Origin of the sequence: Buchnera aphidicola (Aphis nasturtii) (assembly GCF_005083345.1) — a bacterium.
Taxonomy (GTDB): Bacteria; Pseudomonadota; Gammaproteobacteria; order Enterobacterales; family Enterobacteriaceae; genus Buchnera; species Buchnera aphidicola_R.
The window spans coordinates 318,156-343,997 of sequence record NZ_CP034888.1 but is presented as its reverse complement, the minus strand read 5'-3'; the positions used below and the strand labels follow the sequence as shown (position 1 = coordinate 343,997).

19 protein-coding genes and 2 pseudogenes are annotated in these 25,842 nt (G+C 23.7%); 10 read left to right on the top strand and 11 right to left on the bottom strand.

Going from position 1 to position 25,842, the window contains the following annotated elements:
• The first annotated feature begins 237 nt into the window (after positions 1-237).
• The 7 genes and pseudogenes from serS (at position 238) to tpiA (ending at position 7,741) form a co-directional block, all read left to right on the top strand.
• Entirely contained in the window at positions 238-1,521 is a 1,284-nt protein-coding gene (gene serS, locus D9V63_RS01590) for a serine--tRNA ligase (protein ID WP_158368777.1), read from the top strand.
• A 30-nt stretch (positions 1,522-1,551) separates the two neighbouring features.
• Positions 1,552-2,637, top strand: a complete 1,086-nt coding sequence (gene serC, locus D9V63_RS01585) for a 3-phosphoserine/phosphohydroxythreonine transaminase (RefSeq protein ID WP_158368775.1) — start codon at positions 1,552-1,554, stop codon at positions 2,635-2,637.
• 40 nt (positions 2,638-2,677) lie between these two features.
• Positions 2,678-3,961: a 3-phosphoshikimate 1-carboxyvinyltransferase gene (aroA, locus tag D9V63_RS01580; protein WP_158368773.1), complete on the top strand. Its 1,284-nt coding sequence runs from the start codon at positions 2,678-2,680 to the stop codon at positions 3,959-3,961.
• Positions 3,962-4,030: 69 nt separating this feature from the next.
• A complete protein-coding gene (cmk, locus tag D9V63_RS01575; protein WP_158368771.1) occupies positions 4,031-4,696 on the top strand; it encodes a (d)CMP kinase in 666 nt (221 codons plus the stop codon).
• A gap of 104 nt (positions 4,697-4,800) precedes the next feature.
• The gene (gene rpsA, locus D9V63_RS01570) at positions 4,801-6,474 is read left to right on the top strand and encodes a 30S ribosomal protein S1 (RefSeq protein ID WP_158368769.1); all 1,674 of its coding nucleotides are present in this window, start codon (positions 4,801-4,803) and stop codon (positions 6,472-6,474) included.
• Between the two features lie 80 nt (positions 6,475-6,554).
• Positions 6,555-6,838: pseudogene (gene ihfB / locus D9V63_RS01565) on the top strand (integration host factor subunit beta).
• A 117-nt stretch (positions 6,839-6,955) separates the two neighbouring features.
• Complete coding sequence (gene tpiA / locus D9V63_RS01560; RefSeq protein ID WP_158368767.1) at positions 6,956-7,741, top strand: triose-phosphate isomerase; 786 nt, start codon at positions 6,956-6,958, stop codon at positions 7,739-7,741.
• Here the strand turns inward: tpiA and D9V63_RS01555 are convergent.
• The 7 genes and pseudogenes from D9V63_RS01555 to phrB form a co-directional block, all read right to left on the bottom strand.
• Positions 7,728-8,515: pseudogene (locus D9V63_RS01555) on the bottom strand (MIP/aquaporin family protein). The gene tpiA and the pseudogene D9V63_RS01555 sit on opposite strands and share 14 nt — an antisense overlap.
• Before the next feature lie 97 nt (positions 8,516-8,612).
• Positions 8,613-9,575, bottom strand: a complete 963-nt coding sequence (gene pfkA / locus D9V63_RS01550; RefSeq protein ID WP_158368765.1) for a 6-phosphofructokinase — start codon at positions 9,573-9,575, stop codon at positions 8,613-8,615.
• Positions 9,576-9,843: 268 nt separating this feature from the next.
• Positions 9,844-10,533 carry a 2,3-diphosphoglycerate-dependent phosphoglycerate mutase gene (gene gpmA, locus D9V63_RS01545; RefSeq protein WP_158368763.1) on the bottom strand — a complete coding sequence of 230 codons (690 nt, stop codon included), beginning with the start codon at positions 10,531-10,533 and terminating at the stop codon, positions 9,844-9,846.
• 250 nt (positions 10,534-10,783) lie between these two features.
• Positions 10,784-11,998, bottom strand: coding sequence for a dihydrolipoyllysine-residue succinyltransferase (gene sucB / locus D9V63_RS01540; protein ID WP_158368761.1), 1,215 nt, complete (start codon positions 11,996-11,998; stop codon positions 10,784-10,786).
• A gap of 16 nt (positions 11,999-12,014) precedes the next feature.
• Positions 12,015-14,795 carry a 2-oxoglutarate dehydrogenase E1 component gene (locus D9V63_RS01535; protein ID WP_158368759.1) on the bottom strand — a complete coding sequence of 927 codons (2,781 nt, stop codon included), beginning with the start codon at positions 14,793-14,795 and terminating at the stop codon, positions 12,015-12,017.
• A gap of 57 nt (positions 14,796-14,852) precedes the next feature.
• Entirely contained in the window at positions 14,853-15,596 is a 744-nt protein-coding gene (locus D9V63_RS01530; protein ID WP_158368757.1) for a Nif3-like dinuclear metal center hexameric protein, read from the bottom strand.
• Positions 15,597-15,611: 15 nt separating this feature from the next.
• Positions 15,612-17,036, bottom strand: coding sequence for a deoxyribodipyrimidine photo-lyase (gene phrB, locus D9V63_RS01525; RefSeq protein ID WP_158368755.1), 1,425 nt, complete (start codon positions 17,034-17,036; stop codon positions 15,612-15,614).
• A gap of 274 nt (positions 17,037-17,310) precedes the next feature.
• On the opposite strand from phrB, the gene fldA reads away from it, so the two are divergent.
• Positions 17,311-17,820, top strand: a complete 510-nt coding sequence (fldA, locus tag D9V63_RS01520) for a flavodoxin FldA (RefSeq protein WP_158368753.1) — start codon at positions 17,311-17,313, stop codon at positions 17,818-17,820.
• An 86-nt stretch (positions 17,821-17,906) separates the two neighbouring features.
• Positions 17,907-18,698, top strand: coding sequence for an NADPH-dependent 7-cyano-7-deazaguanine reductase QueF (gene queF / locus D9V63_RS01515; protein WP_158368751.1), 792 nt, complete (start codon positions 17,907-17,909; stop codon positions 18,696-18,698).
• 95 nt (positions 18,699-18,793) lie between these two features.
• On the opposite strand, the gene gap is transcribed toward queF, so the two are convergent.
• The 4 genes from gap to D9V63_RS01495 all read right to left on the bottom strand — a co-directional run bounded on the left by gap (position 18,794) and on the right by D9V63_RS01495 (position 23,012).
• Complete coding sequence (gap, locus tag D9V63_RS01510) at positions 18,794-19,792, bottom strand: type I glyceraldehyde-3-phosphate dehydrogenase (protein WP_158368749.1); 999 nt, start codon at positions 19,790-19,792, stop codon at positions 18,794-18,796.
• A gap of 100 nt (positions 19,793-19,892) precedes the next feature.
• A complete protein-coding gene (locus D9V63_RS01505) occupies positions 19,893-21,131 on the bottom strand; it encodes an FtsX-like permease family protein (protein ID WP_158368747.1) in 1,239 nt (412 codons plus the stop codon).
• Positions 21,128-21,820, bottom strand: a complete 693-nt coding sequence (gene lolD, locus D9V63_RS01500; protein ID WP_158368745.1) for a lipoprotein-releasing ABC transporter ATP-binding protein LolD — start codon at positions 21,818-21,820, stop codon at positions 21,128-21,130. The genes D9V63_RS01505 and lolD overlap by 4 nt, the downstream gene beginning before the upstream one ends.
• Entirely contained in the window at positions 21,813-23,012 is a 1,200-nt protein-coding gene (locus D9V63_RS01495) for an ABC transporter permease (RefSeq protein ID WP_158368743.1), read from the bottom strand. Before D9V63_RS01495 ends, lolD begins: the two co-directional genes overlap by 8 nt.
• A gap of 378 nt (positions 23,013-23,390) precedes the next feature.
• Here D9V63_RS01495 and mfd point away from each other — a divergent pair, with 378 nt between their 5' ends.
• Positions 23,391-25,799, top strand: coding sequence for a transcription-repair coupling factor (gene mfd / locus D9V63_RS01490; protein ID WP_158368741.1), 2,409 nt, complete (start codon positions 23,391-23,393; stop codon positions 25,797-25,799).
• Positions 25,800-25,842 lie beyond the last annotated feature (43 nt).

Sequence of the window (25,842 nt, the reverse complement as noted above, 5' to 3'; positions counted from 1 at the left end):
TAATAAAAATTAAAAATATTAAATTTATTAATATAATTATTTTTATGATTATTATATAAAATTCATAAAAAATTTTATCATTTCATTTTAATATTATTATGATTTTTTATAAAAAATTTTAAAGAAAAAAATTTTAAATATTTATTTGATTAATATAATTAAATCGTTAATTATAAAATATAATCTATTAGTTAAAAAGTTAAAAAAATTTTATCATTTTAAAAAAGATATAAAACCATGTTAAATCCTTATTTATTACGCAAAGAATTATCTGTAGTTGCAAAAAAATTATTAAAAAAAGGTTTTCAACTAGATATTTCACTAGTATCTAAAATGGAAAAGGAAAGAAAAATATTACAAGTTCAAACTGAGAATTTACAATATCAACATAAATTATTATCAGATTTGTTCAAAAAATCAAAAATTTTAAAAGAAAGCAATGAAACTTTAAAAAATAAGATTTCTACATCTATTAAAAATTTAAATATATTAAAAGATAAATTGAGTATTTTAAAAGAAAAAATTTATAATTTTTCTATTTCTATACCTAACATACCATCTGAAGATGTTCCGGAAGGAACTAAATCAGATCATAATAAAGCAATCAAATATTGGGGTGAGAAAAAACAGTATAATTTTATTGTTCAAGATCATGTAAAAATAGGAGAAAAAATTAATCAAATAGATTGGAAATCTTCAGTTAAAATATCAGGCTCAAGATTTGTTGTTATGCAGGGAAATATTGCACTTTTATACAGAGCATTAAGTCAATTTATGCTAGATTTTCATACTACTCAACATGGCTATATAGAAACATATGTTCCTTGTTTAGTAAATCATAATGCTTTATATGGTACAGGACAATTACCTAAATTTAGTGATGATTTATTTCATATTAGTAGTATAGATAAAAAAAAGTACGTATTAATACCTACCGCAGAAGTTCCTTTAACTAATTTATTTAGAAATGAAATATTAGATGAAAAAAATTTACCTATTATGTTAACTGCTTGTACACCTTGTTTTAGATCAGAATCTTCTTCTTATGGGCGTAATAGCAAAGGTTTAATTCGCTTACATCAATTTGATAAAGTAGAACTTGTACAAATTGTTAAACCAGAATTATCTATGCAAACATTAGAAATTTTAACTAATCATGCAGAGAAAATTTTACAACTTTTAGAATTACCATATAGAAAAGTTTTATTATGCGGTGGAGAAATGAGTTTTGCTGCAACTAAAACATATGATTTAGAAGTATGGTTTCCTTCGGAAAATAGATATATAGAAATTTCTTCTTGTTCTAATATGGGTGATTTTCAAGCGCGTCGGATGCAAACGAGATATCGAAACAAGCTAGAAAAAAATAATAATTTTGTTCATACATTAAATGGGTCTGGTTTAGCTATAGGAAGAACATTAGCAGCAATATTAGAAAATTACCAACAAGAAGATGGTCGAGTAAAAATTCCAAAAATATTACGAACTAAATATATGAAAAACATGAAATTTATAAATTAATTATATTTAATGATAATTATTGGTGAAACAATGAATGTAATTTACAATTTTAGTGCCGGACCAGCCATGATTCCTCAAGATGTTCTTTGTAAAGCTCAAAAAGAATTAAAAAATTGGAATAATTTAGGATGTTCCATTATGGAAATTAGTCATCGTACTCAAGAGTTTTATGAAGTTATTAAAGAAGCAGAAAAAGATTTAAGAGATTTATTAAATATATCTGATAATTATACAATATTATTATGTCAAGGTGGAGCTAGAGGTCAATTTTCAGCTATTCCTATGAATTTAATAAGAAATTTTTCAGGAGCTGATTATATTAACAGTGGTTATTGGTCTAATTCTGCATTTTTAGAATCAAAAAAATATTGTACTTCTAAGAGTATATTAATTAGAAAAATAAAAAATAATCAAACTTATCTTTTAAAACCTTCGCAATGGAATATTAGTGATATTTCTGCGTATATTCATTATTGTCCTAACGAAACGATAGATGGATTGTCGTTATATGAAGAACCTAGCTTTCATAAAAAAATAGTGATCGGAGATTTTTCATCATTTATTTTGTCTCGACCAATTGATATTGAACAATATGGACTTATTTATGCTAGTGCTCAAAAAAATATTGGCCCTTCAGGAATTACAATTATTATTATTAGAAAAGATTTAATAGGATATGCTTCTAAACTATGCCCATCTGTTTTTAATTATAACATCATTTATAAATATAATTCCATGTTTAATACACCACCTACTTTTGCTTGGTATTTATCAGGGTTGGTTTTTAAATGGCTTAAAAAACAAGGTGGGATAAAAAAAATTGCACAATTAAATAAAGAAAAATCAGATTTATTATACCAAGTTATAGATAATAGTGATTTTTATATTAACAATATAAATAAAAAAAATAGATCTCAGATGAATGTTGTTTTTCATTTATTTAATCCAGAATTAGATAAAATATTTTTAGAAGAATCAAAAAAAAATGGCTTATATGCTTTAAAGGGACATTTGGTAGTTGGTGGAATACGTGCTTCAATTTACAATGCTATGCCTCTTGAGGGTGTAAAAAAATTAGTAAAATTTATGTTGTTTTTTGAACAGAAATACGGATAAGAATATTATTTATTTCTAAAATAAAGAGTGTTGATGTATTATGCAAAAAATTTTAAAATTAAATCCAGTGTCTTATATAAATGGTGTTGTTTATATTCCTGGATCAAAAAGTATTTCAAATAGAGCGCTATTATTAGCAGCGTTATCTAGTGGTGTTACTACTCTTCATAATTTACTAGATAGTGAAGATACTCAATACATGTTAGATGCTCTAAAAAAAATTGGAATTTGTTATTCCTTATCAGACAATAACACAACTTGTCATATCGAAGGCAATAACAAACAATTTAAAGTATCGCATCCTATTTCGTTATTTTTAGGAAATGCAGGTACAGCTATTAGACCACTTCTTTCTGTTTTTTCTTTGTATAAAAATAATGTTTTATTAACTGGAAATAATAGAATGAATGAAAGACCTATTAAACACCTTGTTAATGCTTTACAGCAAGGTGGTGCTGTTATTGAATACCAAAATAATTTAGGATATCCTCCAATCTCTACAAAAGGCGGTTTTAAAGGCGGCACGATTACTTTAGATGGAAGTATTTCTAGTCAATTTTTAACATCATTATTAATTATAGCTCCGTTAGCATTAAAAAATACAACTATATTTATAAAAGGAAATTTAGTTTCCAAACCATATATAGATATTACAATAAACTTAATAAAATTATTTGGTATACATATTCAGCATGATTCTTATTCCGCTTTTTATATTACAGGTAATCAACGATATAAAACACCAGGAAATTATACAATTGAAGGAGATGCTTCTTCAGCTTCATATTTTCTGGCAGCTTCTGCAATCAAAGGGGGATCGGTTAAAATTCTTGGAATTGGAAAACAAAGCATTCAAGGTGATATAAAATTTGCTGATGTTCTTGAAAAAATGGGAGCAATTATTACTTGGAGTGATTCTTTTATTATATCTACTCGAAATAAATTAAACGCAATAGATTTAGATATGAACCACATTCCTGATGCAGCTATGACTATTGCCATAGTAGCTTTATTTTCTAAAGGCACTACTATTATTAGAAATATATATAATTGGAGAGTCAAAGAAACAGATCGATTATCTGCCATGACAAATGAATTGAAAAAAGTTGGTGCAATTGTTAAAGAAGGAAGAGATTTTTTATCTATTACTCCTCCAAATTGTTTTAAATTAGCTGAAATTAATACATATAATGATCATCGTATGGCAATGTGTTTTTCGTTGTTATGTTTGTCTAAGGTAGGTGTTAAAATAATTAATCCTAGTTGTGTTATAAAAACGTATCCAAAATATTTTCAAGATTTTTCAACTATTTGTAAAAGCTAATATAATAAAGTTTTAAAATAAAACGCTTAGAAGTAATGTTTTTTATTGAAATGTTTTATATATAAAAATATGAATAATAAAATTCCTGTAATTACAATTGATGGGCCAAGTGGCGCTGGAAAAAGTACTTTGTGTAATATAATAGCAAATAAATTAAACTGGCATGTTCTAGAATCCGGTATGATATATAGACTATTAGCAGTGTTCATATTACACAAGAATGTTCCTATTATTGAAAAAAATATAATTTTTTTTTTAAAAAATTTAGATTTTTCTTTATTAAAAAAACATAATGCTTCTCAAATACTTCAGTTGCAAATAGTTGGAGAAACAGCTTCTAAGTTAGCTACTTTTTCTGAAATTCGAAAAATTTTACTTTATAAGCAAAGATATTTTCGTAAATTACCTGGTTTGATAGCAGAGGGAAGAGATATGGGTACAATAGTATTTCCCGATGCTATTATTAAATTTTTTTTAAAAGCTAACTTAAAAACGCGCGTTTATAGAAGAATTAAACAATTTAAAACAATAGGATTATCTACTAATTATAAAGAATTATTTAAAGAACTAAAAATTCGTGATGAACGTGATCAAAATCGATTAATTTCTCCTTTATACCCATCGAAAGATGCTATAATATTAGATTCTACTAATATGACACTTTCTGAAGTAATTGAATACTCTATGACAGAAATTAAAAAACAATTATTACATGATATAAAAATTAAAATCTAAAAAATAAACTCCTATAATAAGGATTGTTATAAGATATATAAAACAAGCTCATTTTGGCATGAAGTTAAAATGAACATTAATAAAAATTTGTTAATATTATTAATATGAATGAATCTTTCGCTCAATTATTTGAAGAATCACTAAAAGAAATTAAAACACGCCCTGGTTCTATTATTAGAGGGATTATTGTTTCTATAGAAAAAGATATAATTTTAGTTGATGCTGGTCTTAAATCTGAATCTTCAATTCCATTAGAACAGTTTAAAAATCCTCAAGGTTTAATTGATGTAAAAGTTGGAGATTATGTTGATGTTGCGTTAGATGCTATCGAAGATGGATTCGGAGAAACACTTTTATCTCGTGAAAAAGCAAAAAGACATGAAGCATGGTTAGTTTTAGAACAAGCACATGAAACATCAAAAACAGTAACTGGGGTAATTAACGGGAAAGTTAAAGGCGGATTTACTGTTGAATTAAACGATATACGTGCATTTTTACCTGGTTCTTTAGTTGATATTAGACCTATTAGAGAAACTATTCATCTTGAAGGTAAAGAATTAGAATTTAAAGTAATAAAATTAGATCAAAAAAGAAATAACGTAGTTGTTTCACGTAGAGCTGTTATTGAATCGGAAAACAGTGCCGAAAGAAATCAATTACTTGCAAACTTACAAGAAGGCATGAAGATTAAGGGAATTGTAAAAAATCTTACAGATTATGGAGCATTTGTAGATTTAGGAGGTGTAGACGGATTATTACATATTACAGATATGGCGTGGAAAAGAGTTAAACATCCCAGTGAAATAGTAAATGTTGGTGATGAAATTAATGTTAAAATTCTAAAATTTGATAAAGAAAAAACACGTGTATCTCTTGGATTAAAACAATTAGGAGAAGATCCATGGGTAGCTATTTCAAAACGTTATCCTGAAGGAATTAAATTAAGTGGTCGTGTTACTAATCTTACAGATTATGGTTGTTTTGTTGAAATTGAAGAAGGTGTAGAAGGATTAGTTCATGTATCAGAAATGGACTGGACTAATAAAAATATTCATCCTTCAAAAGTAGTTGCTGTGAATGATGTAGTAGATGTTATCGTTTTGGATATTGATGAAGATCGTCGTCGTATTTCACTTGGATTAAAACAATGTAAAATTAATCCGTGGCAAGAGTTTTCTGAAAACCATAAAAAAGGAGTACATGTAGCTGGTAAAATTAAATCTATTACAGATTTTGGTATTTTTATCGGTTTAAAAGGAGGTATTGATGGATTAGTGCATTTATCTGATATTTCTTGGAAATTTTCTGGAGAAGAAGCAGTTCAAAATTATAAAAAAGGTGATGAAATTTCAGCAGTAGTATTACAAGTAGATGCAGAAAGAGAACGTATCTCATTGGGTATAAAACAATTAGAAGAAGATCCTTTTAATACATATATTACAAACTATAAAAAAGGCAGCATCATTCATGGTAAAATTAAATCTTTTGATAATAAACAAGTTATTGTACAATTATCAGAAGGTGTAGATGGAACTGTCAAATTTTCTGATTCTTCTATCCAATATGAAGACTTTATAAAAATATTTAAAATTAATGATAATATTTCAGTAAAGATATCTAATTTTGATCGCAAAAACAGAAGTATTAGTTTAAATATTCATATTGTAGATAACAATGATAAAAAAGATATAAAAAATAAATTGAATCATAAACAAAAAGACGAAAGATTCTCTAATGTAATGACAGAAGCTTTTAAAGCAGCTCAAAATACTGAATAATTACTTAAAAATAAAAATATATTTTTTATATGTACAATTAAAACAATCCAAAGTAAATGCATTTTTAAAATAGAGGATGTATGATAAAGTCAGAATTACTCAAAATAATTGCTAAAAAAAAATTCATATTGAAAAAAAAACAATAGAGCTTGCTATAAAAGAACTTTTGGCACATATGTCTCTTGCATTAGCTAATGGAAAACGAATTGAAATTCGAGGATTTGGAAGCTTTTCTTTACATTACAAAAATTCTCGTATAGGTCGAAATCCTAAAACTGGAGAAATAGTTAAATTAAGTGAAAAATACGTACCTTACTTTAAACCAGGTAAACAATTACGAGATCGAGCTAATATATATAAATAACATATTTTAACATCCTATTTTAGAAACTAAGTAAATAGATTTTTATAAAAAACTTAGTTTCTATAATTTACTATATTTTATATAAAAATTACTTAAATATTATTAAAGAATACTAACATGCAAAAAAAATTTATTGTAGCAAATTGGAAATTAAATGGTGATATTAAAAATATTACTATTTTTTTAAAAAATTTAAAATTAAATATATCACTTTATTTAAAATATAATACTGTTATAATTACGCCTCCAACGATATATCTTGAAAGAGTTTATCAAAATATAAAAAATATAAATATTTTCCTTGGATCCCAAGATGTAGGCATAAATAAAAAAGGAGCTTTTACAGGAGAAACATCTATATTAATGCTTCAAGATGTTGGCGTTCAATATGTAATTGTTGGGCATTCTGAAAGACGTTTATTCCATCATGAGAGCAATAAATTAATTGCAAAAAAGTTTGGTTTAATTAAAAGCTTAAATTTAATCCCTATTTTATGTATTGGAGAAAGTGAAAGCGAAAAAAGACAAAATCAAACTAAAGAAATTATAAAAAATCAGTTAAATTCTATCTTCGAATATTTAGGTAAAAAAGCATTTTTAAATACAATAATTGCATATGAACCTATTTGGGCTATCGGAACAGGTTTATCAGCAGATCCTATATACGTAGAATCAATACATAAATTTATCAAAGATTATGTTAATAAACAAAGTGCAAATAATCTAGAAAAAATAATTGTTCAATATGGTGGTTCTGTGAATTCTAAAAATGCTAAAAGTTTTCTTAAACAACCTAATATTGATGGTCTTTTAATTGGTAGCGCTTCTTTAATCTATGAAGAATTTTTAAAAATTATTAAAATATCACATGAAATTTCATGTGAACAAATTAATTACTCATAAATTTTTTATATATCCATCCACCTAAATTTATACCTAATATTGGTGTAATTATTGGTATTAAAAAATATGGAAAATAACTATTACTTTCACCAGTAAAAGCTATTTTACCCCATCCGATTAAACTTAAAAATATTCTAGGACCTATATCATGCGCTGGATTTAAAATAATATTATTTTTAGACCCTAAAAAAATATTAATAATTGTAACTAATATTCCTATCAAACACGGATTAAATTCTGATTTAATAAAAATATTTTTTTTTTATCGTTAATCCTCATAAGTAAAATAACAAAAATTATCGAAATAATTATATTTATTATAAATTCATGTATAACAATATAATTTTTTCGAGGATAAACACAAAAAATCGAAGCTAATTGAAGACTTTCTTTAGTTCCTCGAACAATATGATATTTGTTTTCAAATGATATTAAGATGTTGTAATACATGTAATATATTAACATTGTAAAAAAAAAAGCACCAGAAATTTGAGAAATAATATATGGAAATACTTTATTTTTATTAAATTTATAGAATAACCAAAACAAAATAGTAATAGCTGGATTTAAATGAGCGCCAGATATTGAAATGCTTAAATAAATTGATAAAGATACTGCACAACCCCAAATAAGACTGATTTCGTATCTGTTAAAATAAATATTTGTTAATTTTGACGCCGCTAAACATCCTACTCCAAAAAACATTATTAAACCTGTTCCTAAAAATTCAAAAATGCATTGTTGAAATATGTTTTTTCTAATACATATATTCATTTTTAAATACCTATATAATTTTATTATAAAATTATTTTTTAATTAAAATTTTATAATTTAAATTAAGAGCGCCGGAAAAACCGGCACTAATTTTATATTAATAAAGTTTTTTAGCAGTAATTAACCAATCTTTTTTAAAAGAACGTTTCATATTTTTAAGCGCATTTGTTATATCATTAAAAACCATTTTTTCATTTTGCACACCTACACATTTACCTTTATAACCTTGAATTAATAATTCTACAGAATAAGCGCCCATTCTAGAAGCTAGTATACGATCATATACTACTGGAGCTCCTCCTCTCTGGATATGACCTAATATAGTAGCTCGTGTTTCTCGATTAGTTTCATTTTCAATATACTTAGCTAGTTCTTCTACGTCACATATATATTCTGTAATTGCAACTATTGCATGTTTTTTACCTTTTTCAATACCTGCTTTTATTTCTAAAACTAATTCTTCTTTAGTATATTTAATTTCTGGAAGCACAATAAACTCACATCCACCTGCAATTGCAGCAGCTAAAGTTAAATCACCACAACACCTGCCCATCACTTCTACAATAGAAATACGTTGATGAGAAGAAGAAGTATCTCTTAATCTATCAATAGCTTCAACAACTGTTTCTAAAGCAGTGAAGTAACCAATAGTATAATCAGTTCCTGCTACATCATTGTCTATAGTTCCAGGAATGCTGATACATGGCATGCCCATTTTGGTTAATTTTTTAGCACCTATGTATGATCCATCTCCGCCAATAACAACAAGTGCATCTATTTTTCTTTGTTGAAGATTATTAATAGCAACACTTCGTATTTTATTTTTATAAAAATCGGGAAATCTAGCGGAACCGAGAAATGTACCACCTCTATTAATCATATCGGATACACTATATCTATCTAACTTAGTCATTCGATTTTGATATAATCCTAAATATCCATCATAAATTCCAAATACTTCTAATTTTTCGCTTAATGCTGTTCTTACTACTCCCCTAATTGCCGCATTCATTCCAGGAGCATCTCCACCACTGGTTAATACTCCAATTCTTTTAATCATGATAATCTCGTTTTAACTACTATAAAAAACTATTTTCTATATTTAATTTGAAAAATATATTTCTATAAATATATTTTTTACATTGTAAATAATATATTAATTTTATATTAAAATTGAGAACTAAAAATATGAACAAATTTTAACTAATTCTGATTGTATAATTGAAAATAAATATATTTTATCAAAATCACATTTTCTCTTATTTACATTAGAGATAAAAAAATATTAATACATATTGATTTTGAATAAAAAATGTATCTAAAATAATTTATTTTAAGTAATACCATTTAGTAGGAATGCATTTTTCATTGAATTCTAAAACAATTGGAACTGCGGTTGGAATTTCTAATTCTATAATTTTTTTATTATCAATTTTATGTAAATATTGTATTAATGCTCGTAATGAATTTCCATGTGCTACAATTAGTATTTTTTTTCTTTGTTTTAATTGTGGGTAAATAAATTTTTCCCAATAAGGAATAACTCTTGTTATAGTCATTGCTAAACTTTCTCCTATGGGAAGTTGATTAGTATCAATATTAGCATAACGTATATCATTTCCTGGAAATCGTTTATCTTTTATATCAATTTGAGGAGGGATAACATCGAAACTACGTCTCCATAAGAGAACTTTTTCATATCCATATTTTTGTATTATTTCGTCTTTATTAAACCCCTCTAAAGCACCATAATGTCTTTCATTTAAACGCCATGATTTTTGTACTGATAACCAAGGTTGGTTTAATATTTTTGCAATATATTGTAAAGTATATATTGCTCTCTTTAACATCGAAGTGTGTGAGTGATCAAAAAAAAATTTTTCTTTTTTTAATAGAAAACCTGTTTTTTTAGCTTCATTTTTTCCATTTTCACTTAGTTCTACATCATGCCATCCAGTGAATTTATTTAGTTGGTTCCATTTACTTTCACCATGTCTAATTAAGACTACTTTATTCATGATTGTATTCTCTATATTATATATGTAAGATATATGTTTTATGAAAATATTTTAATCAATTTTTTTTACTCTGTCATTATTTCTTTAAAATAAAATATTCTTATATACTGTTATAATATATTAAAATATTAAATGTTATATTTTAAAAGTAAAATAATTCAAATATACGTTAATAAAAGTACAGATTATTATTTTTTAAAAACTGTACTTTTAATATATAAAAATGAATTGTTTAAATTTTTTAATTTTTTTAAATATCAATTAAAATACGATTAAAATCTTCTAATATGTTTTTTATTTTATTTAAAAAACTAACAGATTCTTTCCCATCAACTAAACGATGATCATAAGATAATGCTAAATACATCATGGGAAGAATTTTAATTTCTCCGTTTACCGCCATTGGACGTTCTTTAATAGCATGCATTCCTAATATAGCTGTTTGCGGTGGATTTATAATTGGTGTAGAAATTAAAGATCCGAAAACACCACCATTAGTTATCGTAAAGTTTCCTCCAATTAGTTCTGTTATGCTTATTTTATTTTCTAGACTTTTAATAGAAAATTCTTTTATTTTTTTTTCTACATCTGCCATTGACATTTTATCAGCATCTCTTAATACTGGAGTTATCAAACCTCTCGGTGTTGAAACAGCAATACTAATATCAAAATTTTTATAAAAAACAATATCTGTTTTATCAATAGTAGCATTTATTTCTGGAAAAGTTTTTAATGATTCTACCACTGCTTTTACAAAAAAAGACATAAATCCAAGACGAACACTATATTTTTGTTCGAAAAATTTATTATATTTGTTTCGTAAAGAAATAATTGATTGCATGTTTACTTCGTTAAAAGTAGTAAGCATAGCTGTATTATTTTTTGTGTGTAATAGTCTTTCCGATATTTTTTGACGTAATCTAGTCATTTTGACTCTATATGTATTATTCGGTTTGTCAAAAATATCATTTGAACTAGAGTTATCTTGAATATTTTTTTCAATATCTTGTTTTCTAAACGTATAATTTAGATTATTAGATATAATTGAATGTTTATCAATATTATTACTTTTGATAAAGCGTCTAGCAGAAGGTGTCAAGCAATTATTTGAAAATTTATTTATATCGAATTGGATGTGATGATTATCGTCAGAAGTGTCATTGTTTTTTATGGAAATATGTTTTTCATCTATCATTGGATTTATTTTTTTTTTTTCAATATTATTTGATTTATTTATATTTCCTATTATTTGAGATGATTTAACAATCGAACCTTCTTTTTCTAAAATAACACTTAATATTCCATTGCATGGAGATGATATTTCTAACATAATTTTATCCGTTTCAATATCAACTATATTTTCATCACAATATACCTGTTCTCCTACTTGTTTATGCCATTTTGCTATTGTTGCATCACTTACAGAATCTGGTAGATCTGGAACAAGAATATTAATTTTATTCATTTTTTATTCCTATTATTTAAGTATGTATGAAATTTAATGCTTGGTATATTAATTGTTCTTGTTCCTTTTTATGTAAAACAATATGACCTGCTGCGGGAGATGAAGAAGATAAACGACCAATATAATTTAATGTAGAAGACAATGGTAACATATCGTATAAATAATTTTTTATATAAAACCATGCCCCTTGATTACAAGGTTCTTCTTGACACCAAATAAAATCTTTAATATAAAAATATTTTTTCAATATATTTGATATTTCGTTAATTGGAAATGGATATAATTGTTCAATTCGAATTATAACAATACTTATAATATTATTTCTTTTTCTATATTCTAAAAGATCATAATATATTTTACCAGAACAAAAAATAACACGTTTAATCTTCTGAAGATTATCATTAAATTCATCTATTACTTTTATAAAATGATTATTTATTAAATTTTCTAAAGAAGAAGCAGCTTTTGGATTTCTTAAAAGAGATTTAGGAGTAAAAATAATTAATGGTTTATAGATATTATTTAAAACTTGTCTTCTTAATAAATGAAATATTTGTGAAGATGAAGTAGGGATACAAATTTGCATATTATTTTGTGAACAAAGTTGAAGGAATCTTTCAATTCTAGCTGATGAATGTTCTGGTCCTTGTCCTTCGTAACCATGAGGCAAAAACATAACTAGATTAGATAATTTATTCCATTTTTGTTCGCTAGAACTAATAAATTGATCAATAACTACTTGTGCTCCATTAACAAAATCTCCAAATTGCGCTTCCCAAATAGTTAAAGTATTTGAAGGATATAAAGAATATCCATATTCAAAAGCTAAAACAGCTTCTTCTGATAAAACAGAATCCCAAATTTCAAATTTTCCTTGTTGATTTTTAATATGTTGTAAGGGTATATAAATAGATCCATTGTCCTGGTCATGAATACAAGCATGTCGATGAAAAAATGTTCCTCTTCTAATATCTTCACCTGAAAGGCGGCATGAAATGCCTTTTTCTAGTATTGTTGCATACGCTAAAGATTCCGCTGCACCCCAGTCAAATAATTTTTTACCTTCAGACATTTTAATTCTATCTTGATAAATTTTTTTAACTCGTTTATGTACTTTTATAGATTGAGGAAGAGTATTAATACAATATAATAATTTTTGAATATCTTGTAAATTTAATTTGTTTAAATTTTTTTGTGTTTTAAAATAATTTAAATTTTCATATTGAAAATCTATATATTCTTTTTTACAAAAAATTGATTTTCCTGTTACTAATTTAGTAGTATATTTTTCTGTTATTTTATTAATCTCATTTTCTGTAATTAGTTTTTGATTCATGAGTAAATCAGAATATATATTGCTTATAGTAGGATGATTTTGAATTTTTTTATACATAATAGGTTGCGTTACAAAAGGATCATCTACTTCATTATGGCCATGTCTTCTATAACAGACTAAATCTATAAAAACATCTTTATTGAATTTTTTTTTAAAATCTAAAGCTAACTGTACAGCAAAAATACAGGATTCTATATCATCAGAATTTACGTGAAAAATAGGCGCTTGAATTAATTTACCAATATCAGTACAATATTTACTAGATCGAAGATATTTAGGGTTCGAAGTAGTAAAACCGATTTGATTATTAATTATAATATGAACTGTACCACCCACTGTATAACCTTCAGTTTGAGACATATTCAATGTTTCTTGTATTACACCTTGGCCAACAATTGAAGCATCTCCATGAATACTAATAGATAAAACTTGATTATTTAAATATCTTGATTTATCTATAGAAGCTCTTGCTAAACCAAGAACTACTGGGTTAATTATCTCTAGATGTGATGGATTATATGCTAATTTTAAATTAATTATTTTATTTTTATTTTTGATTTTTGCAAAGCCTCCCATATGATATTTTACATCTCCACTTTTTTCTCTAGATATATTATTACCGGAAAATTCATCAAATAATACTTGAGGATTTTTATTTAATACATTTACTAGTACGTTTAATCTACCTCTATGAGCCATTCCTACAATAATATCTGAAACATCATTATTTTTTGCATAACGTATTATTTCATGCAAAACTGAAATCAGTGTTTCTGCTCCTTCTAAAGAAAATCGTTTTGTACCGGAAAATTTTTTCCCTAAATACTTTTCTAAAGTTTCTGCATAAATTACTTCTTTTAAAAATTGTATTTTTTTTTGTTTTGAGATCAAGTTTTCTTTAAAATATAATTCTATATATTCTGTAATCCATTCTTTTTGATATATATTGTCAATATACATATATTCAAAACCAATAGAACTACAATATTTACTATTTAATTTATTATATAAATCTATTACTTTTATTTTATAATTGAGATTTTTTTGAAAATAAATTTCTATTGTTTGTTCTAATTCATCTTTATTAAATTGATAAAATTCAAGCTCTAAATATGAATATTTTTTTTGTTTTTCTAATTGAAGAGGATCTATTGAAGATTTTTTATAACCTTTTTTTTTAAAAATATTAATCATCTGATTAATTTTTTTATTTAATTGATAATTATTTTGTTGGTTTGATTTTTTACAATTTTCTTTTTTATTTATAACTATATTGAAAAGATCATAATTTTCTATAGTATCTTGAGTATCAATAGATAAATTTATAAACTTTTTTTTCCATGTAGTATTCACAGATGATGGGTTTTTTAAAAATTCTTGATATATAAACTCAATATATTTTCGATTATCAGAAGATAACCAAGACGAGTCAAAAAATTTTTTTAGTATACTTTTATTCATAATTTTATCTAAAGTTTTAATAAATCATTTATTTTAATTTAAATAATGTTTTAGTGGTTACGAAGGATTATAAACATCAACAAAAATAACATCTAAATTATATTTTTCATTTAACCATTTTCCTAAAGATTGAATTCCATCTTTTTCGCTACAATAATGCCCAAGTGCAAAAAAATGAATACCTAGTTCTTTAGCAATATATATTGTTTCTTCAGAAACTTCTCCTGTTAAAAAAGCATCAATTCCAAATTTATATGCTTTTTTAATAAAATTTTGTCCTTTTCCACTACACCAGGCTATACGATGAATATAATTTGGAGCATTTTGATAAAAATGTATTGGTGTTTTTTTAAAAATTTTTTCTATTTTTTTTGCAAAATCAAAACCACGAATTTTAGATTCTAAAACGCCCCATAAAACATAAGGTAAAATTTCACCTTGAACAATAATGTTTAATTTTTTTGCAATTTGTATATTGTTACCTAGCTCTGGATGAATATCTAATGGCAAATGCCAACTATATAGGTTAATATTATGAGTTAATATAGTTTTTAATCTATTTCTTTGTATATTGTGAATGTAGTTAAGTTCTTTATTCCAAAAAAATCCATGATGAACAATAATCGCATTAGCTTCATAGTATACAGCTGAATCTAATAAATCTTGACAAACACTAACCCCTAAAACAATTTTTTTAATAATCTTATCTCCTTCTATTTGCAATCCATTATGTACAATATCTTTATTATAATCGTTAAATAATTTTTCATTAATAACTTTTTCCAAAACAAAATTTTTCATATAATTTCATCTTTTTTAAAGTAACTTAGCTAGTTTATAACACAATAAAAATTTTTTTTTACTATACTTATAATTAATAATTGGTTCTGGATAATCTATTTTATAATTATTGTGAACTATCCATTCATGTGGGTTGTGAATATAATTATGTGGTATTATTTTTAATTCAGGTAAATATTTTTTTATAAATAATCCTGATTTATCAAAAATTATAGATTGACGTGATGGATTAAAAATACGTATATAATTAGTTGAATCGCTACCAATTGAAGCAGACCATTGCCATCCTCCATTGTTTAATGCATAATCGCCATCAATTAAATTAGACATAAAGTACTTTTCACCTTTTCTCCAATCAATTAAAAGATTTTTTACTAAAAAACTAGATGTAATCATTCTTAATCTATTATGCATCCATCCTGTTGTGTTTAATTGTTTCATAGCAGCATCAATTATAGGAAATCCAGTTTCTCCGTTTTTCCAAGCATTAAAATAATTTATATTATTTTCCCAATTAATTTTTTTTTCCCATTTTAATAATGATTGAGATTTACTGAGTATAGGAAAATTAATCAATAAATGATAATAAAATTCACGCCATATTATTTCATTTATCCAAGATGAATTGAGTATTGTATCTAATGGCGTGTTTTTATATTTTGCTAAACATATTTTTAAGCAAAATCTAATAGATATTACTCCTAAAGATAAATAAGGAGAAAGCATACTAGTATTATTTAAATATGGAAAGTTTCTTTTAAAAAAGTAATGTTCCAGTTTATTATTACAGAAATGTTTTAGTCTTTTAATTGCTTCTTTTTCGCCAATAGGAAATAAATTTGTATTAAAATTTATGTTATTATTTTTACTGAAATGAATTGGAATTACATTGTATTGATTATAAATTCTCTTTTTGGGAATAGGAAGACATACAGGAATTTTTTTAGATAAACAATCTATTATTTGTTTTTTGAAAAAATAAAACTTTTTATAAGGCTGATTATTTTTATTTTTTATTGTATTAGGTTTAATTAAAATATTATCATGAAAACCTTGTACAAAAATACCTTGTTTAGATAATGTTTGTGTTACTAAAAAATCTCTATTTTTTTCATTCAATTCGTATTGATAATTGTAAAATACACGATTAACTTTATTTACTTCGCAAAAATAAGATAAATATTCCGTAGAATGTAAAAAATTAGTAGATTCATGATGATATAAATTAATGTTTAATTCTAATAATTCTTTTTGTAAATATATTAGATTTTGGTAAAGAAAAGATATTTTTTTTATAGAAACAAAATGTTGATCCCATTGCTTCGGTGTAAAAATAAACAAACCTATAACTTCATCTGTATCAGATAAACATGCATTATATAAAGCTTTATTATCATGTATACGAAGATCATTGCGAAACCATATTAAATTTTTATTCATTGTTTTAATTTTAAAGTTTTTATATTTATAAAAAATGGCATATGATATTTTTATTAAAATATTCTATTTAATTTTTTAAATAATAGTTTTATGATAAATTAAAAATAAAAAATATTTTTAAAATATGAATTTATTATAAGTGAAATAAAAATAAATTATAAAAAATTTTACAAATTAAATACATTTAGTTTCATATATTTCAAATTTTTTAGTTGATATCTTCAAAATATAATTTAACTTGTAAAAGATGTATTTGAATAAATAGGAAAAAAATATGGAAAAAATAGGTATTTTTTTTGGAAGTGATACTGGCAATACAGAAAAAATAGCAAAAATTATTCATCAAAAAATTGGGAAAAACAAATCTATTTTATATGATATTAGCAATACCTCCAAAAAAGATATAGAAAGTTTTAATAACTTAATCTTTGGTATTCCCACTTGGTATTATGGTGAAGTTCAATGTGATTGGGATGATTTTTTGCCTACGTTAAAGAAAATAAATTTTTCAAATAAAACTGTTGCACTATTTGGATGTGGTGATCAAGAAGATTATGGCGAATATTTTGGTGATGCGTTAAGTGTAATATATAAAATTATTAAAAAAAATAAAGCAAAAATAATTGGTCAATGGCCAACAAAAGGATATAATTTTGATTCTTCTAAAGCTTTGTTAAATAAAGATTATTTTATAGGATTAATTTTGGATGAAGATCGTCAATCAGATCAAACAAAATGTCGCATTGTACAATGGATAAAAAATATTATTTTTGAATTTTATTAAAAATATTATACAATTTTATTGTAAATAATTTTTTTGAAAAAACAAAGAAATATGTTAATTCATTTCTCTATTTAAAAAGAAATAATATGATTGTTAAAATAAATCAATTTCATTTATTAAAAAGTATACCAAGAAAAAAACATCGTATAAATATTAAAATAAATCATACAAATCTTCCATTTATAGGTAAAGATATTTGGACATTATATGAGCTATCTTGGTTAAATTTATATGGAATGCCACAAATTGCTATCGCTAGAATAGAATTTGATAGCACAACTAAAAATATTGTTGAATCTAAAAGTTTAAAAATTTATATAAATAGTTTTAATCAAATTAAATTTGAAAATAGTGTTAATTTAATAGAGAAATTTACATCTGATTTTCATAAATGTGTCATAGGAAAAGTTTCAGTAAAATTATTTAATTTACATGATATTGAAAACATAGGTATATCAAAATTTTTTGGAACATGTATAGATAATAAAAATATTTCAATAAAATCATATAATTATAATAAATCATTACTTAAAAATTCTTCTACAAAGAAAGAATTAGTTACGGAATCTTTATACAGTAATTTATTTAAATCAAATTGTCCTATAACTAATCAACCTGATTGGGCATCAATAAATATTACATATAGTGGTCAAAAAATTAGTCATACTGCGCTGTTAAAATATTTAATCTCATTTCGTACCCATAACGAATTTCATGAAGAATGCATTGAAAGAATATTTAATGATATTCAAAATATCTGTAACCCTCAAAAACTTAGTGTTTATGCAAGATACACTCGAAGAGGGGGTATTGATATTAATCCATGGAGAAGTAATATTTGTTTTGAACCTTCTTTTATTAGATTAGCGAGACAATAATAATTTATTTATTAGATATTTTATGATTTTTTTAATACACAGTATTAAGTAAAAACTTAATACTGCTGTGCTTATAAATTATAAATATATTTTATTTATTGTGTAGATACTAATGTAACTAAATCTAAAACTTTACTAGAATAACCAGTTTCATTGTCATACCAAGAAATTAGTTTAGAAAAATTTTTATTTAATGATAAACCTGCTTTTACATCAAATATTGAAGTTAATTCTTCTCCATTAAAGTCTGATGATACTGCTTCATCTTCTGTATATCCTAATATTCCTTTCATTTCTTCTTTTGAAGCATTCTTAATTACAGCGCATATTTCTTCATATGTAGCTGATTTTTCATAACGTACTGTTAAATCCACAACAGATACATTAGGTGTAGGAACGCGAAATGCCATACCTGTTAGTTTTCCATTTAAATTTGGTAACACTTTTCCTACAGCTATAGCTGCTCCAGTAGAAGAAGGAATAATATTTTGAAACGCTCCTCTACCTCCTCTCCAATCTTTATTTGAAGGACTGTCAACAACTTTTTGGGTAGCTGTAGTAGAGTGCACAGTAGTCATTAAACCTTCGATGATATTAAAATTATTATCTATTACTTTTGCTAAAGGAGCTAAACAATTAGTTGTGCAAGATGCGTTAGAAACAATATTTTCGCCTTGATATTTATCAAAATTAGCTCCTTTAACAAACATAGGAATATCATCTTTAGAAGGTCCAGTTATTACAACTTTTTTTGCTCCAGCTAAAATATGTTGATAAGCAGTTTCCCTGGTTAAAAAAAGACCTGTAGATTCAATTACTACGTCAATAGATAAATTATTCCACATTAATTTTTTAGGATCTTTTATTGAAGTAGTTCTAATTTTTTTTCCATTAACAATAATATTGTTATTTTTTACTTCAACATGACTTTGAAAAACACCATGTGTAGAGTCATATTTTAGCATATAAGCTATATATTCAGGATCAATTAAATCATTTATTGCGACAATTTCAATATTTTTACGTTTTTGAGCTAGCCGAAATACAACTCGTCCAATACGACCAAAGCCATTTATACCTACTTTAATAGTCATAATTTCACCAAATTATTTTGTTAGTAAATCATAAAAAATTAATATTATATTTATAAAAAAATTTTAATTAATTAAAAATATTTTTTATTATATTAAATAACTAAAATTTTTTTAACACCTTACTCGGATCTATTTTTGCAGCGTAATATGCAGGATACCAATTCGAGATAATTCCTATTACTATAGTACTGATAAAAATAATAATTATATCTGATAAATGTAGGTTTAATAATAAAAAATTATGATAATAAACATTATTCAGTAATAAGCTATTATTAAAATATTTTTCTAAAAAAAACATAATTTTTTTACAATTTAAAATAATTACAATTCCAGATAATAAACCTATTAAATTTCCTACCAAAACAAAACGAAAACCATAATATAAAAAAATAAGCTGAATAAGAATATTGTTAGCACCCATGCTACGTAAAATAGAAATATCTTTTATTTTTTTTGAAATAGATAGTAAAGATATAGAAATCACACTGAAAGAAGAAATGATTATGAGCATGAATAATGTAATGTATATTATTATTTTAATTTTTTTAATATCATTATATATATATTTATAATTATTTATCCAAGTATATAAAAAAATAGGATTTTGAATTTTTTTAGCTACATCTAAAATAATTTTATTAGCCTCTAATGGGTTGGACATATATAATTCAATAGCATTAATATTGTTTATTATATTAAAATTATCTTGAAAAAAAGAAAATGGAATTAATCCAATATTAGAGTTTGAAACTCCATTAGAATGAAATATAGATTTTATTTGAAAAGAAAATATTTTTATTTTATTTAATTGAAAAGAAAATTTATTATCAACAATTATTAAATTAATCCAATCTCCTTCTTTTATTAGTAAATCTTTAGATAAATCAGAAGAAAGAATTATTTGGTTATTTTTTACACTATTTAACTTTGATAACTGATATTTTTTTTGAAAAGAAAAATATTTTTTTATATATTTTATATTGTTAAAACTTTTAACATTAAAAAATTTAATTTTATTTTCTTTTAATAAAACTCCATTCATGAAAATATATGGTTCAGAATAATTAACTCCTGATACACAATTAATTTTTTTTATCATCTTTTCCCAATGGAAAAATGGTTTATCTATTGATTGTATAATTCCGTGAGGCAAAGATGACAAAATATTTTTATTAACTAGTATTTTAAATCCATTTAAAGCGCTAATGCTAATAATTAATATAAAAACACTTACAGAAATAGCTATTTTAGATAAAATAGAAATTAAAAAAAATATATAATTTTTATTGTTTTGTAAAGATAAGCGTCTTGCAATAAAAAAAGATAAAAAATTCATTGAATATGTTTTTTTATATTTAATCGGTTATGTTTTATTTCAAATAAAACATGTGCTTTTTTTGCAAAAAAAAGATCATGTGTTACAATCAAAAAAGAAGTTTTTAAATTAACATTTAATTCATATATTAAATCAAAAATTATTTTCGCATTATAAGAATCTAAATTTCCAGTAGGCTCATCTGCTATTATTAGCTTGGGTTGATTAATAAAAGCTCGAGCAATAGCTACTCGTTGCCTTTCTCCGCCAGACAATTCAGATGGATATTTTTTAATTTTTTTTTCTAAATTAACTTTCATTAACATTTCATATGCTTTTTCTTTAGCTTCTTTGATGCTTTTATTACTAATAAGTAACGGCATTGCAACGTTTTCAAGTACATTAAAATCTAAAAGTAAATGATGAAATTGATAAATAAATCCTAAATGTAAATTTCTTAATTGAGCTATTTGATTAGATGACATCGAACTTAATGATATACCATTAAATAAAATAGCTCCAGAAGTAGGTTGTTCTAATCCGCTCATTAAGTGTAAAAAAGTACTTTTTCCAGATCCTGATTTTCCAATAATAACTGCTATGTCACTTTTATTAAGATAAAATGATACATTTTTTAAGATATGAGTTATGCTTGTTTTATCTTGGTAAGATTTAGTTAAATTAATGCATTGTAAAATTGTATTATTCATGAGATAAAATTTTAGAAGGAGTTGATTTAGTAATATTCCAAATTGGGTATAATGTAGATAAAATAGAAATTAATATACATACGATGTTGACTAAGAAAGTGTGAAAGGGGAAAATTTTTATTGAAATATTGATATTATTAAAAAAAGCATTTATTAAAAAATTTATAATTTTTCCTTGGAATATTAATATCAAACTAATTAATGTCCCTAAGAAATTACCAATGAAAGCAGTACTTGAACCTAACGTAATAAATATTAGCATAATTTTTTTTCGACATAATCCTTGTGTTTGTAAAATTGCAATGATGTTTTGCTTTTCTAACATATTTACTGTTAAAGTAATAACTATATTAATTCCTACAATTAACAAAATTGAAATAAAAAAAAGCAACATAATATATTTTTCAATTTGAATTGCTTTAAATAATTCACCTTGTTTTATTTTCCAATCTAAAAAAATCAAATTGTTTTTTTTTGTTTTAAATGTGTTGATATCAAAAGAAAATGGATCTTTCAACCAAACTCTCCAACCGGTAATATAATTTTTATAATAATTTAAAAAATTTAATGCAATTTTAGTATTAATTAATATTTGGTAATTATCAATGTCATTTTTTGTATAAAATAAACCAGTGATTTTAAATGTTTGTGCATTAAATTTTTTTTTTAAAAAGTTTTTTTGACTACTAGGTAAAATCATCAATTTAATTGAATCATTAATATTGACATGTAATTTTTCTGCTAACTTTTTCCCTAAAATAACGTTATTTTCTTTCGAATTAAGTGTGTATAAATGGTCTTTAATATTATAGAGTTCAAAGGTATCATAATTTTTTTCTTTAAAAGTAATAATTTCACCTATAGTTATATTCTTTTTACTTTGAATCAAAACTTTATTACTAATAAAACTAGATATTTTTTGAATATCTTTTAATTTTAAAATATTTTTAGGAAAATCTGATTCATTGATATAAAAATTTTTATTTGTAATAATTAAATGAGGAATAAATGAAAGAATATTTTTTTTAAATTCATTTTGGACTCCCTTAATTAAAGATATTGTAATAATAATAGATGATATGCCAATACTAATACCTATAATAGATAAAACAGTAATAATTTTTTTAAAAGTTGTTAAACGAGAATTCCATAAATAACGCAAACCAATAAATACATATATAGGCTTATACATTAAAATATCTTTTATCGATAAAATTTTTTATAATAAACTTTAATATTTTTCTAAACAAAAATTTTATTAGTAAAAAATTAGTTAATTAAATCAGAAATAATATTTTATTATAATTAAAAAAATTTTAATGTAATAAATTATAAATATAATCTTTATTTTATATTTTTTAACATTTATTTTAAAATAAATTAGTTTATTTTTTTTAAAATAATAAGATTTATTTTAATTTTATTATGAAATAAATAAAAAGTTTGAAATAATATAATTAATTTACATAAAAATATTTTAAGCATAAATAAAATCTAATTTTGACAACCATTTTTTGAAAATTCTTAATTAAAATTAAAGAATTTTCATTTTATTTAAAAATATTCTATCATGACAACCGTCCTAAAAAATATAGAAAATAAAAATTTTTTAAATTATCAGTATCAAAAATTGCCAAGTTTTTTCAAAAAAAATGAAAGTAAAAAAAACTTTAATAAAATTTTTACTTTTTTATATAATTTTTCAGGAAAAACTATTTTTTTTATAAAAAAACAAGAATGTTTAATAACAGTCTTAAAATTTTTAAATTTAAAAAATATTTATCCTAAATATATAAAAAATATTTATGATGTCAATAATGAAAATAATTTTTTTTACATTATAGGAAGTTTAAAAAATAGTTTTATAGATGTTAAAAAAAATTTTTTATTTGTTGCTACACAAGAAATAATTAAAAGTTTTAATGATAAAAATACCGTACTAATTAACAATCAATTTTTATATCAGTTAAAATTTAATGATCTTATTATACATATTCAACATGGAATCGGAAGATATCAAGGATTAACTACAATAAAAACAGCTAGTTATGAATCTGAATATTTAGTAATTTTATATGCAGAAGAAAATAAGTTATATGTACCTATTTCATCTTTACATTTAATCTCGCCATATGTAGGAAACTTGAAAAAAAATATTGTTTTACATAAATTAGGCCATGATAAATGGGAAAAAGAAAAAAATAAAATTAGTCAAAATTTATATGATCATGCTGCAATTTTACTAAATATTTATGCAAATAGATTATCTAAAAAAGGTTTTTCATTTAAAAAAAATGAAGAAGAATATAATCTTTTTTGTCAAGATTGTCTATTTAAGATTACTTTAGATCAAAAAAAAGCTATACAATCTGTATTAAATGATATGTATAAGTCTATCCCTATGGACAGGTTAGTTTGCGGTGATGTAGGTTTTGGAAAAACAGAAGTTGCAATGCGAGCTGCTTTTGTATGTATATCAAATAAAAAACAAGTTATTGTTTTAGTTCCTACAACATTGTTGGCAGAACAGCATTTTAATACTTTTTCAAAAAGATTTTCTAATTGGCCTATAAATATTGATATATTATCTAGATTTCGAAACGAAAGAGATAAGAAAGAAATTTTAAAAAATATTAACATTGGTGAAATTAATATATTAATAGGTACTCATAAAGTTTTATTTGAAAACATTCAATGGTACAATCTTGGTTTGTTAATCATTGATGAAGAGCATCGATTCGGTGTAATTCACAAAGAGATAATTAAAAAAATATACTCTCATATTGATATTTTAACTTTAACAGCAACTCCAATTCCTCGTACATTAAATATGACAATGAATGGGATAAAAGATTTATCTATTATATCTAACCCTCCGGAAGAAAGAAAAAAAATAAAAACTTTTATAGAAGAGTATAACCCTATTGTAATAAAAAAAGCAATTTTTCAGGAAATCTCAAGAGGTGGTCAAGTATATTATATATATAATAAAGTTCAAGGAATTAATAATATAGCTGAAAAACTATTGAATTTAGTTCCTGGTGTTAAAATTAAAGTTGGTCATGGTAAAATGAATCATATTGAGTTAAAAAAAATAATGAATGAATTTTATCAAAACTATTTTAGTATATTAGTTTGTACAACTATTATAGAAAGTGGTATTGACATACCTAAAGCAAATACTATTATTATTGAAAACGCAGATCATTTTGGATTGTCTCAGTTACATCAACTAAGAGGTAGAATTGGACGATCTAATAATCAAGGATATGCTTTTTTACTTGTTAATAGCTTCAAAAAAATTACACTAGATGCTCAAAAAAGATTAGAATCGATTTCGATGACAAATAATTTTGGAGGTGGATTTAGTTTGTCTAATAGAGATTTAGAGATTAGAGGGATAGGTGATTTGCTGGGAAAAGAACAAAGCGGTCATATAGATGGTATAGGAATTAATTTATATATGAAATTATTAAATAAAACTATCAAACTGTATAAACATGGAGAAAAAAAAATATTATTAGACGATTTAGTAAAAAAATCAGATATTGAACTATATGTGCCTGCTTTTTTATCAAAAAATTATATTATTGATATAAATCAACGATTGTTTTTTTATGAAAAAATTGAAAATGCTAACAGTGAAAAAGAAATTGAAAAAATATTTTTCGAGCTTTTAAATCAATTTGGAAAATTACCAAGATTTGCTGAAAATTTAATATTAATTACAAAAATTAAATTATTAGCAAAGAAAATGGGAATTACACATATTAAATCTAATAAAAAAATAGGAATTATAAAATTTAATAAAAGTAATTTAATTAATACGGAATACTTACTGTCAATATTTCAAAAAGAACCTCATCTTTGGAAAATGATTAATTCTACGAAATTAAAATTTTTGCATGATTTTAAAGATGATTCTATACGTGTAAATTGGATTTTAAACTTATTAAAAAATTTAAAGAACATGAAATAATTAAAATTAATTATAAAAAATAAAATTTTATTTTATACAAGGA

What these genes read in the sequence shown, in the direction of transcription:
- serS (WP_158368777.1), top strand. Translation starts at nt 238, where the DNA reads ATGTTAAATCCTTATTTATTACGCAAAGAATTATCTGTAGTTGCAAAA.
- serC (WP_158368775.1), top strand. Translation starts at nt 1,552, where the DNA reads ATGAATGTAATTTACAATTTTAGTGCCGGACCAGCCATGATTCCTCAA.
- aroA (WP_158368773.1), top strand. Translation starts at nt 2,678, where the DNA reads ATGCAAAAAATTTTAAAATTAAATCCAGTGTCTTATATAAATGGTGTT.
- cmk (WP_158368771.1), top strand. Translation starts at nt 4,031, where the DNA reads ATGAATAATAAAATTCCTGTAATTACAATTGATGGGCCAAGTGGCGCT.
- rpsA (WP_158368769.1), top strand. Translation starts at nt 4,801, where the DNA reads ATGAATGAATCTTTCGCTCAATTATTTGAAGAATCACTAAAAGAAATT.
- tpiA (WP_158368767.1), top strand. Translation starts at nt 6,956, where the DNA reads ATGCAAAAAAAATTTATTGTAGCAAATTGGAAATTAAATGGTGATATT.
- pfkA (WP_158368765.1), bottom strand. Translation starts at nt 9,575, where the DNA reads ATGATTAAAAGAATTGGAGTATTAACCAGTGGTGGAGATGCTCCTGGA.
- gpmA (WP_158368763.1), bottom strand. Translation starts at nt 10,533, where the DNA reads ATGAATAAAGTAGTCTTAATTAGACATGGTGAAAGTAAATGGAACCAA.
- sucB (WP_158368761.1), bottom strand. Translation starts at nt 11,998, where the DNA reads ATGAATAAAATTAATATTCTTGTTCCAGATCTACCAGATTCTGTAAGT.
- D9V63_RS01535 (WP_158368759.1), bottom strand. Translation starts at nt 14,795, where the DNA reads ATGAATAAAAGTATACTAAAAAAATTTTTTGACTCGTCTTGGTTATCT.
- D9V63_RS01530 (WP_158368757.1), bottom strand. Translation starts at nt 15,596, where the DNA reads ATGAAAAATTTTGTTTTGGAAAAAGTTATTAATGAAAAATTATTTAAC.
- phrB (WP_158368755.1), bottom strand. Translation starts at nt 17,036, where the DNA reads ATGAATAAAAATTTAATATGGTTTCGCAATGATCTTCGTATACATGAT.
- fldA (WP_158368753.1), top strand. Translation starts at nt 17,311, where the DNA reads ATGGAAAAAATAGGTATTTTTTTTGGAAGTGATACTGGCAATACAGAA.
- queF (WP_158368751.1), top strand. Translation starts at nt 17,907, where the DNA reads ATGATTGTTAAAATAAATCAATTTCATTTATTAAAAAGTATACCAAGA.
- gap (WP_158368749.1), bottom strand. Translation starts at nt 19,792, where the DNA reads ATGACTATTAAAGTAGGTATAAATGGCTTTGGTCGTATTGGACGAGTT.
- D9V63_RS01505 (WP_158368747.1), bottom strand. Translation starts at nt 21,131, where the DNA reads ATGAATTTTTTATCTTTTTTTATTGCAAGACGCTTATCTTTACAAAAC.
- lolD (WP_158368745.1), bottom strand. Translation starts at nt 21,820, where the DNA reads ATGAATAATACAATTTTACAATGCATTAATTTAACTAAATCTTACCAA.
- D9V63_RS01495 (WP_158368743.1), bottom strand. Translation starts at nt 23,012, where the DNA reads ATGTATAAGCCTATATATGTATTTATTGGTTTGCGTTATTTATGGAAT.
- mfd (WP_158368741.1), top strand. Translation starts at nt 23,391, where the DNA reads ATGACAACCGTCCTAAAAAATATAGAAAATAAAAATTTTTTAAATTAT.